22 protein-coding genes, 1 tRNA gene and 1 riboswitch are annotated in these 18,571 nt (G+C 49.7%); of the genes, 10 read left to right on the top strand and 13 right to left on the bottom strand.

What is annotated here, in order from left to right; translation table 11 throughout:
• Nucleotides 1–41 precede the first annotated feature (41 nt).
• From ACLJXE_RS02320 to csgB, 4 genes are all read right to left on the bottom strand, one after another.
• Entirely contained in the window at nucleotides 42–362 is a 321-nt protein-coding gene (locus tag ACLJXE_RS02320) for a type 1 fimbrial protein (RefSeq protein WP_410749988.1), read from the bottom strand.
• A gap of 151 nt (nucleotides 363–513) precedes the next feature.
• Complete coding sequence (gene csgC, locus ACLJXE_RS02315) at nucleotides 514–846, bottom strand: curli assembly chaperone CsgC (protein WP_137383204.1); 333 nt, start codon at nucleotides 844–846, stop codon at nucleotides 514–516.
• Between the two features lie 60 nt (nucleotides 847–906).
• Nucleotides 907–1,359 (bottom strand): curli major subunit CsgA, encoded by a 453-nt coding sequence (csgA, locus tag ACLJXE_RS02310; RefSeq protein WP_286629187.1) that lies wholly within the window; start codon nucleotides 1,357–1,359, stop codon nucleotides 907–909.
• A gap of 41 nt (nucleotides 1,360–1,400) precedes the next feature.
• Entirely contained in the window at nucleotides 1,401–1,856 is a 456-nt protein-coding gene (gene csgB / locus ACLJXE_RS02305; RefSeq protein WP_048211206.1) for a curli minor subunit CsgB, read from the bottom strand.
• A 760-nt stretch (nucleotides 1,857–2,616) separates the two neighbouring features.
• Between csgB and csgD the strand changes: the two genes are divergently transcribed.
• Genes csgD through csgG form a run of 4 tightly spaced genes read left to right on the top strand, consistent with a single transcriptional unit; the run spans nucleotide 2,617 to nucleotide 4,968 of the window.
• Nucleotides 2,617–3,267 (top strand): biofilm master transcriptional regulator CsgD, encoded by a 651-nt coding sequence (gene csgD, locus ACLJXE_RS02300; protein ID WP_005129125.1) that lies wholly within the window; start codon nucleotides 2,617–2,619, stop codon nucleotides 3,265–3,267.
• Nucleotides 3,268–3,271: 4 nt separating this feature from the next.
• Entirely contained in the window at nucleotides 3,272–3,670 is a 399-nt protein-coding gene (gene csgE / locus ACLJXE_RS02295) for a curli production assembly/transport protein CsgE (protein WP_410749987.1), read from the top strand.
• 25 nt (nucleotides 3,671–3,695) lie between these two features.
• The gene (csgF, locus tag ACLJXE_RS02290; protein ID WP_005129126.1) at nucleotides 3,696–4,109 is read left to right on the top strand and encodes a curli production assembly/transport protein CsgF; all 414 of its coding nucleotides are present in this window, start codon (nucleotides 3,696–3,698) and stop codon (nucleotides 4,107–4,109) included.
• Between the two features lie 25 nt (nucleotides 4,110–4,134).
• Complete coding sequence (gene csgG, locus ACLJXE_RS02285; RefSeq protein WP_005129128.1) at nucleotides 4,135–4,968, top strand: curli production assembly/transport protein CsgG; 834 nt, start codon at nucleotides 4,135–4,137, stop codon at nucleotides 4,966–4,968.
• A gap of 45 nt (nucleotides 4,969–5,013) precedes the next feature.
• Here the strand turns inward: csgG and ACLJXE_RS02280 are convergent, their stop codons facing one another.
• The 4 genes from ACLJXE_RS02280 to ghrA form a co-directional block, all read right to left on the bottom strand.
• The gene (locus tag ACLJXE_RS02280) at nucleotides 5,014–5,496 is read right to left on the bottom strand and encodes a DUF1097 domain-containing protein (RefSeq protein ID WP_271450548.1); all 483 of its coding nucleotides are present in this window, start codon (nucleotides 5,494–5,496) and stop codon (nucleotides 5,014–5,016) included.
• A gap of 101 nt (nucleotides 5,497–5,597) precedes the next feature.
• The gene (locus ACLJXE_RS02275; protein WP_005129133.1) at nucleotides 5,598–6,152 is read right to left on the bottom strand and encodes a molecular chaperone; all 555 of its coding nucleotides are present in this window, start codon (nucleotides 6,150–6,152) and stop codon (nucleotides 5,598–5,600) included.
• A 23-nt stretch (nucleotides 6,153–6,175) separates the two neighbouring features.
• Nucleotides 6,176–6,913, bottom strand: a complete 738-nt coding sequence (locus ACLJXE_RS02270) for a phosphatase (protein ID WP_286629186.1) — start codon at nucleotides 6,911–6,913, stop codon at nucleotides 6,176–6,178.
• Between the two features lie 116 nt (nucleotides 6,914–7,029).
• The gene (gene ghrA, locus ACLJXE_RS02265; RefSeq protein ID WP_410749986.1) at nucleotides 7,030–7,968 is read right to left on the bottom strand and encodes a glyoxylate/hydroxypyruvate reductase GhrA; all 939 of its coding nucleotides are present in this window, start codon (nucleotides 7,966–7,968) and stop codon (nucleotides 7,030–7,032) included.
• Between the two features lie 236 nt (nucleotides 7,969–8,204).
• Here ghrA and ACLJXE_RS02260 point away from each other — a divergent pair.
• A tRNA-Ser gene (locus tag ACLJXE_RS02260) sits at nucleotides 8,205–8,292 on the top strand.
• Between the two features lie 712 nt (nucleotides 8,293–9,004).
• Entirely contained in the window at nucleotides 9,005–9,904 is a 900-nt protein-coding gene (gene yegS / locus ACLJXE_RS02255) for a lipid kinase YegS (protein WP_410749985.1), read from the top strand.
• A gap of 21 nt (nucleotides 9,905–9,925) precedes the next feature.
• Here yegS and fbaB read toward each other — a convergent pair whose 3' ends face one another.
• Complete coding sequence (gene fbaB / locus ACLJXE_RS02250) at nucleotides 9,926–10,978, bottom strand: class I fructose-bisphosphate aldolase (protein ID WP_410749984.1); 1,053 nt, start codon at nucleotides 10,976–10,978, stop codon at nucleotides 9,926–9,928.
• A gap of 252 nt (nucleotides 10,979–11,230) precedes the next feature.
• On the opposite strand from fbaB, the gene ACLJXE_RS02245 reads away from it, so the two are divergent.
• From ACLJXE_RS02245 to ACLJXE_RS02235, 3 genes are read left to right on the top strand one after another with little or no spacing between them, the layout of a single operon-like run.
• Nucleotides 11,231–12,508 (top strand): nucleoside permease, encoded by a 1,278-nt coding sequence (locus tag ACLJXE_RS02245; protein WP_286629182.1) that lies wholly within the window; start codon nucleotides 11,231–11,233, stop codon nucleotides 12,506–12,508.
• The gene (locus ACLJXE_RS02240; RefSeq protein ID WP_410749983.1) at nucleotides 12,505–13,509 is read left to right on the top strand and encodes an ADP-ribosylglycohydrolase family protein; all 1,005 of its coding nucleotides are present in this window, start codon (nucleotides 12,505–12,507) and stop codon (nucleotides 13,507–13,509) included. The genes ACLJXE_RS02245 and ACLJXE_RS02240 overlap by 4 nt, the downstream gene beginning before the upstream one ends.
• On the top strand, nucleotides 13,506–14,471 hold the full coding sequence (locus tag ACLJXE_RS02235) for a PfkB family carbohydrate kinase (RefSeq protein WP_410749982.1): 966 nt from the start codon (nucleotides 13,506–13,508) through the stop codon (nucleotides 14,469–14,471). The genes ACLJXE_RS02240 and ACLJXE_RS02235 overlap by 4 nt, the downstream gene beginning before the upstream one ends.
• On the opposite strand, the gene ACLJXE_RS02230 is transcribed toward ACLJXE_RS02235, so the two are convergent.
• The 3 genes from ACLJXE_RS02230 to thiM are packed head-to-tail and all read right to left on the bottom strand — an operon-like array spanning nucleotide 14,445 to nucleotide 16,828.
• The gene (locus ACLJXE_RS02230; protein WP_286629179.1) at nucleotides 14,445–15,191 is read right to left on the bottom strand and encodes a GntR family transcriptional regulator; all 747 of its coding nucleotides are present in this window, start codon (nucleotides 15,189–15,191) and stop codon (nucleotides 14,445–14,447) included. The two genes, ACLJXE_RS02235 and ACLJXE_RS02230, sit on opposite strands and share 27 nt — an antisense overlap.
• A 51-nt stretch (nucleotides 15,192–15,242) precedes the next feature.
• Nucleotides 15,243–16,043: a bifunctional hydroxymethylpyrimidine kinase/phosphomethylpyrimidine kinase gene (gene thiD / locus ACLJXE_RS02225; RefSeq protein ID WP_048211195.1), complete on the bottom strand. Its 801-nt coding sequence runs from the start codon at nucleotides 16,041–16,043 to the stop codon at nucleotides 15,243–15,245.
• Nucleotides 16,040–16,828, bottom strand: a complete 789-nt coding sequence (gene thiM, locus ACLJXE_RS02220) for a hydroxyethylthiazole kinase (protein WP_410749981.1) — start codon at nucleotides 16,826–16,828, stop codon at nucleotides 16,040–16,042. The genes thiD and thiM overlap by 4 nt, the downstream gene beginning before the upstream one ends.
• Nucleotides 16,829–16,859: 31 nt before the next feature.
• Nucleotides 16,860–16,956: riboswitch (TPP riboswitch) on the bottom strand.
• 234 nt (nucleotides 16,957–17,190) lie between these two features.
• On the opposite strand from thiM, the gene ACLJXE_RS02215 reads away from it, so the two are divergent.
• Nucleotides 17,191–17,523, top strand: coding sequence for an RcnB family protein (locus ACLJXE_RS02215; protein WP_410749980.1), 333 nt, complete (start codon nucleotides 17,191–17,193; stop codon nucleotides 17,521–17,523).
• A gap of 56 nt (nucleotides 17,524–17,579) precedes the next feature.
• Here ACLJXE_RS02215 and ACLJXE_RS02210 read toward each other — a convergent pair whose 3' ends face one another.
• Nucleotides 17,580–18,563, bottom strand: a complete 984-nt coding sequence (locus ACLJXE_RS02210; protein WP_410749979.1) for a fimbrial protein — start codon at nucleotides 18,561–18,563, stop codon at nucleotides 17,580–17,582.
• Nucleotides 18,564–18,571 lie beyond the last annotated feature (8 nt).

The following is an 18,571-nucleotide window of genomic DNA, read 5'->3' as shown; positions in this document are numbered from 1 at the left end:
CACTTTTTAACCTTCCAGGTGCATATCTACGCCGGAACGATTCATTTATATTCAATATTAAGAATCGCCATATTTTTCTGTTCATTAAGGTACTGCATTTTCACACTGGCAATTTGCTGGAGGCTTTCAGGGGCCATCGCTATCTGTTGTGTGTTATAGCGACGACTCCGTAACTTGCCATCACGCATACATGACAATTCAATCTGTTGTTGTTGCGAGTTCACCTCACAAGGTGATTCAACTATTGCGCCACGGAAATGGATAATCCCGCCAGGTGTGATTTGCTGCGCCGTTGCGGGGAACATAAAAAAAGAAGTCACACACAAACTGGTACTTAAAATACGTTTTAATAAGGTGCTCATAAGGGTTCCTCAATGATAAACCATCCTTGAGGGATCGACGTGATCCTTCACCGCTGCGATTAATGACCAAATAAAAACGTTTTCACGTCTCTATATTCATAGAACAGCACCGCTTTCCCAGCCACACCCTTAAAGCAAATACAGTAAAAAATCATGAGCGACTGCTTGAATCAGGCCACTGCTGGGACAGATGCAATGACTGCCCATCCGAAACGGTAACAACAATGTTGACCGTATCCTCAGGTGAAATATTAAAGCTCAGTTTTGTTAATTCAATCGGCCGATTAGCAGGGATCGACAGGCTTGTTTTCTGTTGTGTTTGGCTTTGCCCCCCCGACCCTTTACGTATGGCAAGAACTTGAACCTGGCACACGCAGGGTTGAGATAACGTCACCTGAGGAATAATGGTATACATCTCACCTTGCTGAGTTGTATTAAAGGTTATTTGATTTGAAAGCGCGGCAATGAGTAATAGCGTATGCATAATATGCTCCCGAAAAAAAACAGGGCTTTCGCCCTGTTTATTATCAGTCATAAAACTGAATTAGTGCTGGTTAGCTGTTGCATTGTTGCCATAACCAACCTGCTGAATCAGAACATTCGAGTCAGATGCAGTCTGATTAACCACTGCACCGTTACGACCACCGAACTGAGTTACACTGATGTCAGCATTTTTTGCATTCCACTGATTGATATCAGCACTGTTCTGGAAGCCAGTCTGTTTCAGGCTAATGGTACTGTCATCAGCACCTTGCCCGACGGTAGCACCGTTACCATGTCCGTGTTGTGTGATAGTCACGTCTGATTTACGTGCATCACTTTGCAGCGCATTCGCAACGTTACTTGACCCATATTGGTAAATACTCAATGAAGAGTCCGGGCCATAATTACTACCACCGTTATGGTGACCATTGCCGTTCAATTGCGGAACAAGGCCTGCCAGAGCACTGCCAGAAACTACGATTGCTGCGAATGCTGCCACTTTTAAAAGTTTCATGGTAAAACCCCCATCGGATTGATTTAAACGTCGTTTACGGATTAGCGTTGAGTAACGCGAATTGCCATTTGCGACTGTCTCTGCACCACAACTGCTGTTTTTTGTGTACCGTACTGGGTAATATTTGCTTTATTACCAGAACCTTTCTGGATAATCATCGCTGTATTACCGTAAGAGCTTTGTTTAATACTCGCATCATTGGAGCTGCCCGTTTGATCAATATATGCAAAATTATATGATCCTGTCTGATCTGTTCTCGCCCGGTTACCTGAACCTTCTTGCGAAATGACCGACAATAACTTGCTGCCCTCCTGGCGAGTATTTGCACTGTTAGCAGTGCCAACCTGACCAATAATGGCTGCCTGATTAAATGAAGACTTACTTAATTCATTTACCGCAAAGTTATATTCTGAATTAGCTAAATCATAACTGGTTGCGGATGCAATCCCAGGCACACCCAGTATTGTAAACATCATAAATAACAACTTGTTTTTCATGCTGTCACCCTGGACCTGGTCGTACATGAAGTTAAATTAGTTACCACTCAAATTGTTGTTAACATGGCTTACATTTGTTAACGCCGCGTTACGATGAAGAGTATGTCCGTTGAAACATTTTAAATAACTCACCCGCGAGTGGTATTTTTATATCCAGATTCACCCCAAAGTACTAATTAACAGTGAATAACACCGCAACAGGTATAGGTTTTATTTTTATTTCGCCATCCGGAATGAATTTCTATGCAGTCACTGAAAAAGTGCATTTTCCACGATTTCAGGGCTTCGCAGCACCACGTCGCGATAGTCATCGATGCAAGTCGTGACAAAGGTCAGTTTTTTCTCTCTAAAATTGTCCAACGTAAAGTGGGACAAGGAATTTAGAATTCATTAGAAATCTAAAACTCGTTAATTATTAATTTAAACCTTAAGAATCAATGGATTATTATAATTTGTATGATTTTTTAAATCTATGCAGCAACGGTAAAATGTACAACTTTCCTATCAAATCTAAACTCCAACAAAACCTAAAAATCACATTTAAATATATAATTTTACATCTTGTTACATGTTTAACACTTGCTTTAAGATTTGTAATAGCTAGATTGAAATCAGTTGAAGTCCATTTGTTTTAATATTTTCACCCCGTTGGGTCGATATTTTATTTCTACGCAGCAGTGCAACATCTGTCAGTACTTCTGGTGCCTCTATTTTAGTAGAGACAGCTGTCAGGTGTGCGACTAAAAAGTGGAGTTTCATCATGTTTAATGAAGTCCATAGCATTCATGGTCATACATTATTGTTGATCACGAAACCTTCTTTGCAGGCAACTGCATTATTGCAGCATTTAAAACAATCACTGGCGCTAACCGGAAAACTACATAATATTCAACGTTCTCTGGATGATATTTCCTCCAGCTGCATTGTTTTACTGGATATGATGGAGGCAGATAAAAAACTGATCCATTACTGGCAAGATAATTTGAGCAGAAAAAACAACAATATAAAGACGTTATTGTTGAATACCCCTGATGACTACCCTTATCGGGATATCGAAAACTGGCCACATATCAATGGTGTGTTTTACGCAACTGAAGACGAACAACGTGTCGTTAGCGGCTTGCAGGGTGTCTTACGCGGTGAATGCTACTTCACGCAAAAGCTTGCCAGTTATCTGATCACGCATTCTGGAAATTATCGTTATAACAGCACGGAATCAGCGCTGCTGACACACCGTGAAAAAGAAATACTTAATAAATTGCGTATCGGCGCCTCAAATATTGAAATCGCTCGCTCACTATTTATCAGTGAAAATACGGTAAAAACGCATCTTTATAATCTTTTCAAAAAGATAGCTGTCAAAAATCGTACGCAGGCGGTCTCATGGGCCAATGATAACCTCAGGCGATAAAGCCATGAAACGCTATTTAACCTGGATTGTGGCAGCAAATTTACTCTTTGCTGTCGGGAATCTGCACGCAGCGACAAGCGTGGAGGTGGAGGTTCCCGGACTGTTAACTGATCACACTGTCTCTTCAATCGGGCATGATTTTTATCGTGCATTTAGTGACAAGTGGGAAAGTGAGTACACAGGAAATTTAACTATCAATGAAAGACCCAGTGCGCGTTGGGGAAGTTGGATCACCATAACGGTCAATCAGGACGTTATCTTCCAGACTTTTTTATTCCCCACGAAAAGAGACTTCGACAAAATTGTCGTCTTCGCATTGGCACAAACTGAGGAAGCATTAAATCGCCGGCAAATAGATCAAACACTATTAAGCACGAGCGATTTAGCGCGCGATGAATTCTAAAACATGATTTTGTCCGGAGGCTTTCATGCGTGTCAAACATGCAGTGGTTTTACTCATGCTAATTTCACCATTAAGTTGGGCCGGAAACATGACGTTCCAGTTCCGAAACCCCAACTTTGGTGGCAACCCGAATAACGGGGCTTTTTTGTTGAACAGTGCTCAGGCACAGAACTCCTATAAAGATCCGAGCTATAGCGATTACGGAATTGAAACACCGTCAGCTCTGGATAACTTTACTCAGGCGATTCAGTCACAAATTCTCGGCGGCCTGCTCACCAACATTAATACCGGTAAGCCGGGAAGAATGGTGACCAATGATTTTATCATTGATATCGCTAACCGGGACGGGCAGTTGCAGTTGAATGTTACCGACAGGAAATCGGGAAAAACATCAACGATCGAAGTGTCGGGTTTACAAACACAGTCAACCGATTTCTAAGCCATAGCCACGAAAGGAAAAAATCATGCAGCGCTTACTTATAATGGTTGCAGTATTTTTACTCAGCGGATGCTTAACGTCACCACCGCAAGAAGCTGCTAAACCGACATTAATGCCTCGCGCCCAAAGTTACAAAGACCTGACGCATCTCCCGATGCCTACGGGTAAAATCTTTGTATCGGTTTACAATATCCAGGATGAAACTGGTCAGTTTAAACCTTATCCGGCAAGTAACTTCTCCACTGCCGTACCGCAAAGTGCCACGGCAATGCTGGTTACCGCACTGAAAGATTCGCGTTGGTTCATCCCGCTGGAGCGTCAGGGATTACAGAACTTACTGAACGAACGGAAAATCATCCGTGCGGCACAGGAAAACGGCACGGTTGCCATTAACAACCGAATTCCGCTGCAATCATTAACCGCGGCTAACGTGATGGTGGAAGGTTCAATCATCGGCTATGAAAGCAACGTTAAATCAGGTGGTGTCGGCGCGCGTTATTTCGGTATTGGTGCAGATACGCAATACCAACTCGATCAGATTGCGGTAAACCTGCGTGTGGTTAACGTCAGTACCGGTGAGATCCTTTCTTCGGTAAACACCAGTAAAACCATCCTGTCTTATGAAGTGCAAGCAGGGGTATTCCGTTTCATTGACTACCAACGACTTCTGGAAGGGGAAATTGGTTATACCTCTAACGAGCCCGTCATGCTTTGCCTGATGTCAGCCATTGAAACTGGCGTTATCTTCCTGATAAATGACGGTATCGATCGCGGCTTGTGGGATTTGCAGGATAAGAAACAAGTTGATAACGACATTCTGGTCAAATACCGCCATATGTCGGTACCTCCAGAGTCCTGAGAATAAAGAGAGAATAAAAAGCGTGAGGGAGGCCTCACGCTTTTTTTATTTACTGGTCAGTGTGGATGAAGCCGGGTTTTCGCGACGTGATGCCAGCCACAGACCACTGTTTTTCATCGCATAGCCAAACACCAATCCCAACCCCAGAGAAGGCAGAACCAACTGCCAGTCTCCCTGCCCTGCAAATGTTGCACATGCCCCCATAAATGTGCCCGGGACAAATGAAAGCAGCCATTGCTTTGCCTGGATACACATCATAAATGCGACAATTCCCGTTATGACATAACCAAGGATGTCCATATGCGGGGCAAGTGCACTACCATTAATAATCACCAACGCCCACACCACACCGCTAAGCAGCGTACACGCCGAGATCCACAGCCCTTTCAGTCCACCTTGTGGGCAGGCAAAATAAGCCGTACAGCCCAGGAAGCCAGCCCAACTGAGTAAACCAAGAGAAACGGCCACCCATCCCCATAGTCCGGAGAGAATGCCCGTTGTGATTGCAATAGAGAGAAGTATGTTCATGCCGCGCATCTTAGCAGAAAAACGGCATAGTAATGAGATCGTGCACACAATTTATGCAAGATGATAAATTGCGTTGCAGTATATAGTGATTTAAATCACATTTATTCGTCTGTATCTTCCTGTAATTCGTCCCACATTGCGCTAATGGCATCGCGCGTCAGCGGTGCCATAGTTCGCCAGAAAGCGGTATTCGCATGCGCCTCAACTTTACCCAGAAACGTGTCGCACCAGGGAAGCAGGTAGTCAACAAACAGGGTTTCCAGCGCTTCGCTCTCATCTTCTGCGGACTGGTCTTCAAGCCAGGATGCCGCCAGCAACAAGGTACCAATATGATCGGCAGGTGTATCCGCCAGCGGCATTCCACGTGCTGACAGGAATGCTCGAACGTCCGCTTCCTTAGCCCCTTCTACCCAGGCGCTACGATAAGGCGGCACTGAACACTCTTTCCCGACAAACAGCGCGTTGTAATCTGCAGCAAGCTGGGGCATATCACAGCTTTTCTGCAAACGGGCCAACAGCTCATCCTGTTCCAGTGGCCAGTTAGCAGACAGTTTACCTTCGCTAATCAGGGTAAACAGGGGAACCAGTAAAGGGTCCTGCGGTTGGCGGTAAAACAGCGAGCCCAGTACACGGCACAGGATAGAAAACTCGTTCATTGATATATTCCAGTAAGTAACAATTAAAGTTCAGCAAATTCCGCGATAGGCTCCATGCCCCGCGATTCCAGAAACGTCAGCAAGCGTTTTGGTGAAACGTTCAGAATTCGGTCTTCCGGGAAGTCCACATCATCCAGAATCTTACGGCATTCACCGAACTCTCCCAACGTAAATGCGGTATGGGAATCTGAACCCAGGGCAACCCAGCCACCTGCATCACGTACTGCAGCAGCCACTGCGCGACAGTTATCTTCACTGCCCTTACGCGAATGCAAAAATGAGGAATTATTGATTTCCAGTGCAACATGATATTTTGCCGCCGCCTGTGCAATTGCGGTGATATCGACGGGATATTTTGGATTTCCTGGGTGGCTGATAATATGCACATTGCCACTCGCCATCGTGGCGATCATCGCCTGCGTATTGGTTTCTTTATCGTGAGGGGCAAAAACTGGCTCATGGAAGCCCGCAATAATCAGATCAAGTGAGTCAAACATCGGCCCTGAACAGTCGATCTCACCTTCAATATTCTTAATGTTTGCTTCTATCCCGCGCAGGATCCCCACGCCGTTCACCACGCGCGGCCAAATACGCATGTTAATAAAATGCCAGTGATGTGGTGCATCCGCCATGTCCGGTCCATGATCGGTGATAGCAAACAGCTTGATGCCCTTGCGATGGGCTTCAGCGATATAATCACTCAAGGTGCTGTAAGCGTGGGTGCTGGCAACGGTATGCATATGCAGGTCAACGGGATACATAACTCTCTCCTGTAGTCGTTTTCCGTCAAGGATAGCAGGTATCGCCGCCATTAATACCCTAAATAATTCGGGGTGTATTTAGTCAAAACCCGGCACTGGCCGGGTTGATATTGATATCAATAGCCCCGAACGCGATCGACCTGACCGGTAACAGCTTTGCCACTTTCCAGGTTCAGGATTGTACGAGAGATATAATCCACCGCTTCCGCCGGGCGCGTTACCGCTGCAATGTGCGGCGTCATCGCCACACGCGAGTGTTTCCACAATGGGCTGTCTTCCGGTAGCGGTTCCCGACTATAGACATCCAGCATCGCACCTTTCAGTTTTCCGCTATTCAACGATGCCAGAAGATCGTCTTCATTGAGATGAACGCCACGCGCCAGGTTAAGCACATAGGCTCCATCCTGTAATTGATTCAACAGCCCGGCATTAATAATGCCTACCGTTTCTGCCGTGTTGGGCAGAAGATTAATCAGCACACGCGTCTGGCTTAAAAACGCACTCAACTCTTCGGTGCCCGCAAAACTTTCCACACCAGGCCAGGATTTACGGGTACGGCTCCAACAGCGTAACGGGAATCCCCATGCCTGCAGGCTCTCTGCCACTTTAGCCCCTAATACACCAGCGCCCATGATGCCGATGGTAAATTCATCATGGGTATACTCTTGCAACGGCTGCCACTTCGCCTGGGATTTTAATGCCTGATAGTCATCAAAGCGGCGGAACCAGTGCAACACCTGACTCACCGCATACTCCTGCATTTGCAGACCCATACCGGTATCTTCCAGACGGAAAAGTGGAATCGAGGTATCCAGCATCTCCGGGTGTGCTTTTAGCTTACTGAGGATGGAGTCCACTCCGGCTCCCAATGCAAAGACGGCTTTCAATTTTCGTCCTGACAGCATGTCAACCGGCGGATGCCAGACCAGCGCATAGTCGGCATGGGCGTTATCACCCGCTTTCCACTCGCGAACGTTAGCACCAGGGATTGCTTTCGCCAGCGCCTTTAGCCACCAGGCCGTATCAAATGTAGGGTGATAGAAAATTATTTCCATATTGTCTCCTGAACATTGTTATGCGGAACGTTCTCGCACTTATTATCATCATTTTCCGAGGGAACATCAGATTAGCAAATTTCAGGGTGCTGGCAAAAAAAACAATTCCCGCTCATTTAAACCCCATGTTGCTTGAAGTTTGTGTAAATGCACGTTTTTTTGAAAAAGTAGATTGACGCCGGGGCGGTATTTCCCCTACATTAGCGCCCGTTCCAGCAGTACAGGAACAACAATATGGTGAGGTGTCCGAGTGGCTGAAGGAGCACGCCTGGAAAGTGTGTATACGGCAACGTATCGGGGGTTCGAATCCCCCCCTCACCGCCATATTCGAGAAAGAGCTCGTACGCAAGTACGGGCTTTTTTTTCGCATATTGCACATCTGCGGGGGGATGAGAAACCCCCGACCGGGGTTCGACTACTGGCGCAGCCAGTTGGACAGACCGGGAGCATCGCGAACGGGCTGCCCCAAAGGGGCGAGCAACGCGAGTCAATCCCCCCTCACCGCCATATTCGAGAAAGAGCTCGTACGCAAGTACGGGCTTTTTTTTCGCATATTGCGCCCTGCCGGGGGGGATGAGAAGCCCCGACTGGGGTTCGACAACTGGCACAGCCAGTTGGACAGACTGCGAACGCAGAGAGCAGGCGGCCCAAAGGGCGAGCAAAGCGAGTCAATCCCCCCCTCACCGCCATATTTAAGAGAGAGCTCGTACGGAAGTACGGGCTTTTTTTTCGCATATTGCGCCTTGCCGGGGGGATGAGAAGCCCCGACCGGGGGGCGACAACTGGCGCAGCCAGTTGGACAGACTGAGAGCGCAGCGAACAGGCTGCCCGCAGGGCGAGCAACGCGAGTCAATCCCCTCACCGCCATATTCAAGAGAGAGCTCGTACGGAAGTACGGGCTTTTTTCGCCTCTACCCCGTACAGACTATCAACCTCCTGCAGAACCCGTCGAGGGGTCTTCGCTTTCAGTCAGTTCCTACGCCATAAACGCATTCCTGGCATACACTAGTTAAAACGATAAAAGTGAGGCAACAGGATGATAGCATTCCCGACCAGCTTACTGATCCTGAATGGGAAAAGTGCTGATAACCTTCCCCTGCGTGACGCTATTGCTCAACTGCGCAACGAGAGTGTCGAAATCCATGTTCGCGTTACCTGGGAAAAAGGCGACGCGCAACGTTACGTTGATGAAGCGCTCCGGTTGGGCGTGGCAACGGTGATTGCCGGCGGTGGTGACGGTACCATTAACGAAGTATCCACAGCGCTGATCCACTGCCAGGGGGAGAATGTTCCCGCACTCGGGATTTTGCCATTGGGAACGGCAAATGATTTTGCTACCAGCGTTGGCATTCCTGAAGCACTGGACAAGGCATTAAAGCTGGCTATTGCCGGGAACCCGGTAGAGATCGATATGGTGCAGGTCAACGATAAAACCTGCTTTATCAATATGGCGACCGGAGGGTTCGGTACGCGGATCACCAGCGAAACACCGGAGAAACTCAAAGCCGCCCTGGGCGGTGTGTCGTATTTTATTCACGGATTAATGCGCATGGATACGCTGAAGCCAGACAGTTGTGAAATTCGCGGCGAAAACTTTCACTGGCAGGGGGATGCGCTGGTGATTGGCATTGGCAACGGGCGTCAGGCCGGTGGCGGACAGCAACTTTGCCCGACAGCGCTCATTAATGACGGTCTGCTGCAACTGCGAATCTTTACCGGTGAGGAGCTGATTCCGGCACTGCTGTCGGCGATAACTCAGTCCGAAGACAATCCGAATATCATTGATGGCGCATCATCATGGTTTGATATCCGTGCGCCTCATGAAATCACCTTCAATCTGGATGGTGAACCGCTCAGCGGGCAAGAGTTTCATGTTGAAATCCTGCCTGCAGCCCTACGCTGCAGGCTACCGCCGGGTTGCCCATTATTGCGATAATCCGACGGTACTCTACTGACATCAGGCAATCGTGACGTTGTTATCCAGATAAACATCCTGGACGGCATTAATCAGCTTCACGCCGTCAGCCATGGTTTTCTTGAACGCTTTACGTCCAAGAATTAACCCCATACCACCGGCGCGTTTATTAATCACCGCGGTACGCACCGCATCGCTGAGATCGGTTTCTCCACCGGCCGCACCACCGGAGTTAATGAGTCCGGCGCGTCCCATATAGCAGTTCGCCAGTTGATAACGCACCAGGTCAATCGGGTTATCACTGGTTAGCTTGCTATAGACACGATCGTCCGTATAGCCGAAGTTAACCGCTTTATACCCGCCGTTATTCTCCGCCATTTTCTGTTTAACGATATCCGCGCCGATAGTCGCCGCCAGATGGTTTGCCTGCCCGGTCAAATCAGCCGAAACATGATAATCCACACCGTCTTTCTTAAACGCTGAGTTGCGCAAATAGGCCCACAGTACCGTTACCATGCCCAGCTCATGGGCGCGCTCAAAGGCCGCAGAGATCTCTTCAATCTGGCGGCGCGACGCTTCTGAGCCGAAATAAATGGTTGCCCCCACCGCGACCGCGCCCATATTGAACGCTTGCTCCACGCTGGCATACAGCGTCTGGTCAAAGGTATTCGGATAGCTGAGCGTTTCGTTATGGTTAATTTTCACAAGGAATGGAATGCGATGCGCATAACGGCGGGAAACAGACGCCAGCACGCCATAGGTTGACGCGACGCAGTTGCAGCCAGCTTCAATCGCCAGCTCAACAATATTTTTGGGATCAAAATACAGTGGGTTTGCGGCAAACGATGCCCCAGCAGAATGTTCCACACCCTGGTCTACAGGCAGAATCGACAAATAACCGGTCCCGGCGAGCCGTCCGGTGTTGTACAGCGTCTGCATATTACGCAGCACGGCAGGTGGACGGTTATTGTCAACCATCACGCGGTCGACGTAATCATGTCCTGGCAGGTAAAGTTGGTCAGAAGGAATGGTCATACAACGATGCTGTAAAAGGTTGTCGGCATCTTTGCCAAGCAACTGCGCAATATCAGTCATAGCTATGCTCCCGTAAGTTCCGATTTGATATCGGAAGTGGATTGTCCTGACCCGCCTGGTGGCGGGCAGCAATAAGCCTGGTACTGACTGCGTATTTTTTCCATCTTTAGCGCACTTTTCAGCGATTTCCGCTGGCTCGATTCAGGCATCAAAAAATGATACAGCGGTCAAATTTAGACCACAAAGGTATTTTAAAGGTATTATATAATGGTACTATCCAGCCGTACCTTACCTGTCATGAAGGATTTAAAGATGAAAACTACAGTTAAGCTGTCGTTCATGATGTTTGTGGAGTGGTTTATCTGGGGCGCCTGGTTTGTACCGCTTTGGCTCTGGCTGAGTAAAAGCGGCTTTACTGCCGGTGAAATTGGCTGGTCTTATGCCTGTACCGCTATTGCCGCGATCCTCTCCCCTATCTTCGTCGGTTCGATCACTGACCGCTTTTTCTCTGCGCAAAAAGTACTGGCAGTGCTGATGTTTGTCGGCGCAATTTTGATGTATTTTGCAGCGCAGCAGACGACGTTCGGCGGATTCTTTCCGCTATTGCTGGCGTACTCACTCACCTATATGCCGACGATTGCACTAACGAACAGTATCGCCTTTGCCAACGTCCCGGATGTCGAACGTGATTTTCCGCGCATTCGCGTAATGGGAACGATCGGCTGGATTGCATCCGGCCTGGCTTGTGGGTTCTTACCGCAAATGCTCGGCTATAACGACATTTCACCAACCAACATTCCGCTGCTCATTACAGCCGCAAGTTCCGCATTACTGGGTATCTTCGCTTTCTTTTTACCGGATACGCCGCCGAAAAGTACCGGCAAGATGGATGTCAAAGTCATGTTAGGTCTGGATGCACTGATCCTGCTGCGTGATAAGAACTTCCTCGTCTTTTTCTTCTGCTCTTTTCTGTTTGCCATGCCGCTGGCGTTTTACTACATCTTCGCCAACGGGTACCTGACAGAAGTTGGGATGAAAAATGCGACTGGCTGGATGACGTTGGGCCAGTTCTCTGAAATTTTCTTCATGCTGGCGCTGCCGTTCTTCACCAAACGCTTTGGCATTAAAAAGGTATTGTTGCTTGGTCTTATCACTGCAGCGATCCGCTACGGATTTTTTGTTTACGGTGGCGCGGAAGAATATTTCACCTACGCCCTGTTATTTCTCGGCATTCTGCTACATGGCGTTAGCTACGACTTCTACTACGTTACGGCATACATCTATGTCGATAAAAAAGCGCCAGTGCACATGCGCACCGCTGCGCAGGGATTAATCACTCTCTGCTGTCAGGGATTCGGCAGCCTGCTCGGTTACCGCCTGGGTGGGGTGATGATGGAAAAAATGTTTGCTTATAAAGAGCCGGTTGATGGCCTCACCTTTAACTGGGCTGGCATGTGGGGATTTGGCGCGATCATGATCGCCGTTATCGCCGTGCTGTTTATGATTTTCTTTCGCGAGTCAGACAAAGAAATCACCGCCATTAAGGTGGACGATCGCGATATCGCATTGCAACAAGGGGAAGTTAAATGAAAGCAGAACGTATTCTCGGTGCTCTTTATGGGCAGGCGTTAGGGGATGCGATGGGTATGCCGTCGGAACTGTGGCCGAGAACCCGTGTAAAGGCGCACTTTGGTTGGATCGACCGCTTTTTACCGGGCCCAGACGAAAATAATGCAGCGTGTTACTTTAATCAGGCTGAGTTCACTGACGACACCTCCATGGCGCTGTGCCTGGCGGACGCGCTGCTGGAATGCGACGGGAAAATAGTGCCAGACGTCATTGGGCGCAATATCCTGGCCTGGGCGGAAAATTTTGACGCCTTCAATAAAAACGTACTCGGCCCCACGTCGAAGATTGCGCTCAACGCCATTCGCGACGGCAAACCTGTCGCTGAGCTGGAAAACAACGGTGTCACCAATGGGGCAGCTATGCGTGTGTCGCCGTTGGGATGTCTGCTACCGACAGGCAATCTTGATGCGTTTATTGACGACATCGCGCTGGCCTCCAGCCCGACACATAAGTCGGATTTAGCTATTGCGGGCGCGGTGGTCATCGCCTGGGCGGTATCTCGTGCTATCGACGGAAGAACATGGTCTGAGATTGCCGGGGCACTTCCCGCGATTGCTCTCCACGCTCAGCAAAAACGGATCACTACGTTTAGCGCATCGCTTGCAGCCCGCCTCGAACTGGCATTGAAAATCGTTCGCGAGGCCAACGGTGCGGAATCTGCCAGCGAGCAGCTGTATCAGGTGATTGGCGCCGGGACCAGCACCATTGAATCCGTGCCCTGCGCCATCGCGATGGTCGAACTGGCACAAACCGATCCTAACCGCTGTGCCGTACTGTGTGCGAATCTCGGCGGAGACACTGACACCATCGGGGCAATGGCAACCGCTATTTGTGGGGCACTACACGGCGTAAGCGCGATTAGTCCGACGTTAAAACAGGAACTGGATGCGGTGAATAAGCTCGATTTCACCCGCTATGCCAGTGCGCTAGCGCGGCTGCGCGAGCAACGGGAGGCGCTATGAGTGCTACGCGTCTGCAAACGCTTCTCCCACAGTTGCACACTCAGCGACCGGTGACGGTAGTCGGTGCGGCGGTTATTGATGTGATTGCCGATGCGTATGCTCTTCCCTGGCGCGGCTGTGATATTGAGCTTAAGCAACAGGGCGTGAACGTGGGCGGTTGTGCGCTCAACATTGCCGTCGCCCTAAAACGTCTGGGCATTGAGGCCAGTAATGCCTTACCGCTGGGTCAGGGCGTGTGGGCCGATATTATCCGCAATCGTATGGCGAAAGAAGGATTGCACAGCCTGATCGACAATGCCGAGGGCGATAACGGCTGGTGTCTGGCATTGGTAGAGCCGGACGGTGAACGCACATTTATGTCCTTTAGCGGCGTCGAAAATCAGTGGAATGCTGACTGGCTGGCACAGCTGAATATCCCGCGCCACAGTCTGGTTTATCTCTCGGGCTATCAGTTAGCGTCTCCGTGTGGCGAGCTGCTGGTGCAGTGGCTGGAAGGCCTTGAGGAGGTCACGCCGTTTATCGATTTTGGTCCGCGCATCGGCGATATCCCTGATGCTCTAATTGCGCGAATTATGGCCTGTCATCCGCTGGTGTCACTGAATCGCCAGGAGGCAGAGATTGCTGCTGAACGATTCGGGCTAAGCGCCGACGTCGAAAGTTTTGGTGTCGAGTGGGTAAAACGCTTTACCACACCGGTGGTGATTCGGCATGACAAAGACGGCGCGTGGTATTTCAGCGAGCACACATCCGGTTGCGTGCCCGCCTTTTCGACCACCGTCGTTGATACCATCGGTGCGGGAGACAGTCACGCAGGCGGCATGCTGGCTGGGCTGGCATCGGGCTGGTCGCTGGGCGATGCCGTCCTGCTCGGCAATGCGGTAGCATCCTGGGTGGTGGGTCACCGCGGTGGCGACTGCGCCCCCTCACGCGAGGCGTTACTCCTCGCACACAAAGACGTATAGGTCGCTTCGACAGTAACTGATACTGTATTCAATAGGCCGTTGCTGCTGATCAAGCGCTACTTGCTTTATCACCAGTACCGGCACTTTGCTGTCCATCTGGATATGGGACTGGAACTCTGCGTCCGGCATTCGCGCACTGACGCGTGAGCGCGTGCGCTGTGGAAAGATATGCTGGCTGCGGAAATAGTCGTACAGTGAAACGCCAATCGCATCCACGTCATGGATAAGATGGGCGGGTACCCATGATTCTTCAATAGACACAGCATCTTCATCAACATAGCGAATGCGCTTCAGCAAGAAGACCTCACTGCCGACAGCAACAGCCAACTGCTGAGCCACCTCTTCCGGGCAGGGCACCACGCGTTTATTCACCCATAGCGTATCCGGCTTTTTACCGCGCAACACCACCTGTTGTGAAAAACCGCGCGCTTCTTTGAGCGAATACTCGAAGATGTTATTGATTTGCGTCCCGTAGCCACGCGCACGCGTCACCACCCCCTCTTCTTCCAGCGCCTGCATCGCTTTCCGCACCGTAATACGTGAAACGCCAGTCAACTGGCTGAGGTCACGCTCACCCGGCAGGATATTACCATGCTCCAGGATCCCACTGCGCACAGCGTTCTTAACCGTTTGAGCGAATTTCATATACAGCGGCGTATTGTCCGCCGCTGAAATACGTTCATTCAGTTGCGCGATAAGCTGGGTATGCGCTTGTTCCATTTATCTTTTTCCTGGCAGCCGTTTCTGTCGCCAGTATACCATTTCTGCTCATCACCACCACGCGTGGAAATGATGCACCGGACCAATCCCCTCGCCCACTTCCAGCGTATCCGCCTGCGCCAGCGCCGCAGAGAGCCACAACTTAGCCTCCTGTACCGTATCAGCCCAGTTAACATGACGTGGACGCAGTGCCGCCAGCGCCGCCGACAGCGTACAACCTGTTCCGTGCGTATTTTTGGTCACTACCCTTGGCGCGGTGAAACGCTGTTCGCCATCACGGGTAAAGAGCCAGTCAGGGCTTTGCTCATCATCCAGATGCCCCCCTTTCATTAATACCGCCTCACAGCCCAGCGCCCGTAGCGCCCGCCCCTGTTCTAACATTTCCTGCTCTGTTCGGGCATGCGATGCCCCGAGCAACGCCGCCGCCTCCGGCAGATTAGGGGTAATTATCGACACTTGCGGTAACAGACGGGTACGCAGCGTTTCAACCGCAGAGGAAGACAACAGCGGATCGCCGCTTTTTGCCAGCATTACCGTATCCAGTACGACGTTTTGTACCCGGTGACGCTGTAAGCGTTCGGCCACGGCTTCGACAATGTCGGTTTCTGCCAGCATGCCGATTTTGGTGGTATCGATGCGCACATCGCTGAACACCGAGTCCAGTTGCGCCGCCACAAAATCGGGTTCAATCCGGTATACCGACTGTACCCCACGCGTGTTTTGCGCCACCAGTGCCGTGATGACTGAACAGCCATAAGCGCCGAGTGCCGAAAAAGTTTTTAAGTCGGCCTGAATCCCTGCGCCACCGCTCGGATCGGTTCCAGCAATGGTTAAGGCGTTAATCCGTTTCATGCGTGCTCCTGGGGGTTCAGATTATAGAGGGCATCGAGAAATGCCGGAATAAAGCTTCCCGGTCCCGTCGATTGTTCAGTGGCGCGTTGTCCGGCTAGCTTCATCCAGCTACAGGCAGAAGCAACATTGTTCAACCGGTCCCCCTCCAGGGCGCAACTGGCTGCAACTACCGCTGACAGTGCGCATCCGGTCCCCACTACCCGCGTCATCAGCGGATCGCCACCATGAATACCCACTGTCCGCTGACCATCGGTGACGTAATCCACTTCGCCGGTAACAACGACAATGGTTCCGACCTCGCGTGCCAATGTTTGTGCGGCCGGAATCGCAGCCAATGCTGTATCGGTGGTATCCACACCGCGCCCACCGGCGTTCATCCCAGCCAGGGCGAGTATTTCTGACGCGTTGCCACGAATGGCAGCCGGGCGCAGCGTAAGTATGTCCAGACAAAAGCGACGACGAAAATCCAGTGCGCCAACGGCAACAGGATCCAGCGTCCAGGGGGTTTTCGCCTGCTGCGCCTGCTCAACGGCGGCACGCATTGCCGTGGCTCGCGCCTGGGTCAGTGTCCCAACATTAATGAGCAGCGCCTGGGCAATAGCAGCAAACTGGCTGGCTTCTTCAGGTTCAATCACCATTGCGGGGGATGCCCCTAAAGCCAGTAGCGTATTGGCGGTAAAACTCTGCACAACGTCATTCGTCATACAGTGTGTCAGTGGGGAAAGCGTTCTAAATTGCTGTAAGGTGTGAGCCGCAAGGGCACGGCTGTGCAGGTCAGGCTGCATGGTTCAACTCCTGCCCGCGTGAAGAAGGGACACGAGCAGTGTCAGACTTCCCTACGCTGGCATTATCCAGATCAGGTGGTACGGGTATTTCTCAGCCTTCACCAGGAAGGGCACCCCGAGTCGTTGAAACACAAATATAATATTCAGGTTTCAGCAACAGGATACTGCCTGCTCTTAACGATGTAAATTGGCGCGGAACAGGCTTTGGCGGTGAAACCGCTGGTTACGGTTGCCGAGTTTCCGTACGTTCATTTACACTTTTTACGAAATGACTGGAGTAATCACAAAATAGTGCTTGTCAAATGTCCTGTTAGCCAGGAATCATACAGGGCTAATTTTGATGACCCGAACAGGTAGAGAGGATGGGTATGAAGAAGAAAATGTTGCTGGGTGCACTACTGCTCGCAAGCAGTGCGGTCCGGGCCGCGCCGGCTGCAACCGCTGCCCCCACAGGTATTGATAAATATGAGTTGAGCAGTTTCATTGCCGACTTTACCCATTTCAAACCTGGTGACACTGTCCCGCCACTGTACCGTACTGATGAATACGCGATTAAACAGTGGAATCAGCGCAACTTACCAGCGCCTACTGCAGGTACCCACTGGACTTACATGGGTGGCGCATATGTCCTGATTAACGATGCCGACGGCAAAATCATTAAAGCCTACGACGGCGAGATTTTTTATCACCGGTAACGAAAATGTACCTTCATAACGAAGGTACATTTTTTAAGCGGATTACATCAGGCTAGTTAGTCATAAGATACTGAAAATATGACTTTGCTTTGTACTTCACCCGGTCGTAGTGATTCCCCTGTCACGTGAACATATTTCGCAATAATAGGGAAAGTGTACTGATTGTTGATTGTCTCCAGTTTAGCTATTCTGTCCATCAGAGTATCCCCCTGTTTTAGGGGAGTCGTCTTGGTACCGTTGTAAATCTGGAACCCGACCCCTTTTGCACCATTCGTCGCGGTATTTTTCAGTATCTTCCCGCTTTCATCCCAGTCACCTCGCGCGATTTTAAAACTGACAGGATTGGTGGTGACGTTGTATACGCCGTTGCAATTCAATATCAGATTTGTGGAGCCTGATTTAGTATTATTTGCTGCCAGCATCTCATTTAACGTAGTATCTGGCATCTTAATTTCATATCGAGGTAATGAGAACTGACAGGTTGTTGGTTTATGCATTACTGTAAAGCTTAAATTCTGTGTAAAAGCAGAATTTCCCGACAAACGTCCGGTAATCCAGCAATAAAGATAAACTAACCAGTTTGATGTACATGAGTTCTCAGATGTAATACTGACTGCCGGGTCACTCAGACTAAACGCATCACCGGAGACTGTCTGCTTAGCCGTCCCTGAATTTACATAACTTGCTGTAATCGTGAATTTTTTGGTATTCAGTGTTTCACTGGCGCTAACTGTTTTCTTTCCAATACTAACGGGAAAATCACTGCTCGTTAGATTGATATTAATTAAAATCTTCTTGCCGCTGCTACTCTGAATAGCAACAATGTAATTCGTTAATGGCGTTGTAAAATATAAGCTATCGCTATTGGCAGTACACGTTATATCGCCACTGGAATTGAGATTCAGTTGATTCGTCGCTGTTCCGGATGTCATATCCAGATTAATTGCCGTCAACCCGCCATTTTTTGTCTGAAATGTACATCCTGCCTGGGCTCCAAAGGATGACAACAGCAGAAATATTAAAAATACGTATCCTTTCATATCTTGCA

Source organism: Citrobacter sp. U14242 (assembly GCF_046555775.1).
Lineage (GTDB): Bacteria > Pseudomonadota > Gammaproteobacteria > Enterobacterales > Enterobacteriaceae > Citrobacter.
This window is presented reverse-complemented; position numbering and strand designations above follow the sequence as displayed.

Coding starts and splice junctions, on each gene's coding strand:
- ACLJXE_RS02320 (WP_410749988.1), bottom strand. CDS start 362: ATGAGCACCTTATTAAAACGTATTTTAAGTACCAGTTTGTGTGTGACT.
- csgC (WP_137383204.1), bottom strand. CDS start 846: ATGCATACGCTATTACTCATTGCCGCGCTTTCAAATCAAATAACCTTT.
- csgA (WP_286629187.1), bottom strand. CDS start 1,359: ATGAAACTTTTAAAAGTGGCAGCATTCGCAGCAATCGTAGTTTCTGGC.
- csgB (WP_048211206.1), bottom strand. CDS start 1,856: ATGAAAAACAAGTTGTTATTTATGATGTTTACAATACTGGGTGTGCCT.
- csgD (WP_005129125.1), top strand. CDS start 2,617: ATGTTTAATGAAGTCCATAGCATTCATGGTCATACATTATTGTTGATC.
- csgE (WP_410749987.1), top strand. CDS start 3,272: ATGAAACGCTATTTAACCTGGATTGTGGCAGCAAATTTACTCTTTGCT.
- csgF (WP_005129126.1), top strand. CDS start 3,696: ATGCGTGTCAAACATGCAGTGGTTTTACTCATGCTAATTTCACCATTA.
- csgG (WP_005129128.1), top strand. CDS start 4,135: ATGCAGCGCTTACTTATAATGGTTGCAGTATTTTTACTCAGCGGATGC.
- ACLJXE_RS02280 (WP_271450548.1), bottom strand. CDS start 5,496: ATGAACATACTTCTCTCTATTGCAATCACAACGGGCATTCTCTCCGGA.
- ACLJXE_RS02275 (WP_005129133.1), bottom strand. CDS start 6,152: ATGAACGAGTTTTCTATCCTGTGCCGTGTACTGGGCTCGCTGTTTTAC.
- ACLJXE_RS02270 (WP_286629186.1), bottom strand. CDS start 6,913: ATGTATCCCGTTGACCTGCATATGCATACCGTTGCCAGCACCCACGCT.
- ghrA (WP_410749986.1), bottom strand. CDS start 7,968: ATGGAAATAATTTTCTATCACCCTACATTTGATACGGCCTGGTGGCTA.
- yegS (WP_410749985.1), top strand. CDS start 9,005: ATGATAGCATTCCCGACCAGCTTACTGATCCTGAATGGGAAAAGTGCT.
- fbaB (WP_410749984.1), bottom strand. CDS start 10,978: ATGACTGATATTGCGCAGTTGCTTGGCAAAGATGCCGACAACCTTTTA.
- ACLJXE_RS02245 (WP_286629182.1), top strand. CDS start 11,231: ATGAAAACTACAGTTAAGCTGTCGTTCATGATGTTTGTGGAGTGGTTT.
- ACLJXE_RS02240 (WP_410749983.1), top strand. CDS start 12,505: ATGAAAGCAGAACGTATTCTCGGTGCTCTTTATGGGCAGGCGTTAGGG.
- ACLJXE_RS02235 (WP_410749982.1), top strand. CDS start 13,506: ATGAGTGCTACGCGTCTGCAAACGCTTCTCCCACAGTTGCACACTCAG.
- ACLJXE_RS02230 (WP_286629179.1), bottom strand. CDS start 15,191: ATGGAACAAGCGCATACCCAGCTTATCGCGCAACTGAATGAACGTATT.
- thiD (WP_048211195.1), bottom strand. CDS start 16,043: ATGAAACGGATTAACGCCTTAACCATTGCTGGAACCGATCCGAGCGGT.
- thiM (WP_410749981.1), bottom strand. CDS start 16,828: ATGCAGCCTGACCTGCACAGCCGTGCCCTTGCGGCTCACACCTTACAG.
- ACLJXE_RS02215 (WP_410749980.1), top strand. CDS start 17,191: ATGGGTATGAAGAAGAAAATGTTGCTGGGTGCACTACTGCTCGCAAGC.
- ACLJXE_RS02210 (WP_410749979.1), bottom strand. CDS start 18,563: ATGAAAGGATACGTATTTTTAATATTTCTGCTGTTGTCATCCTTTGGA.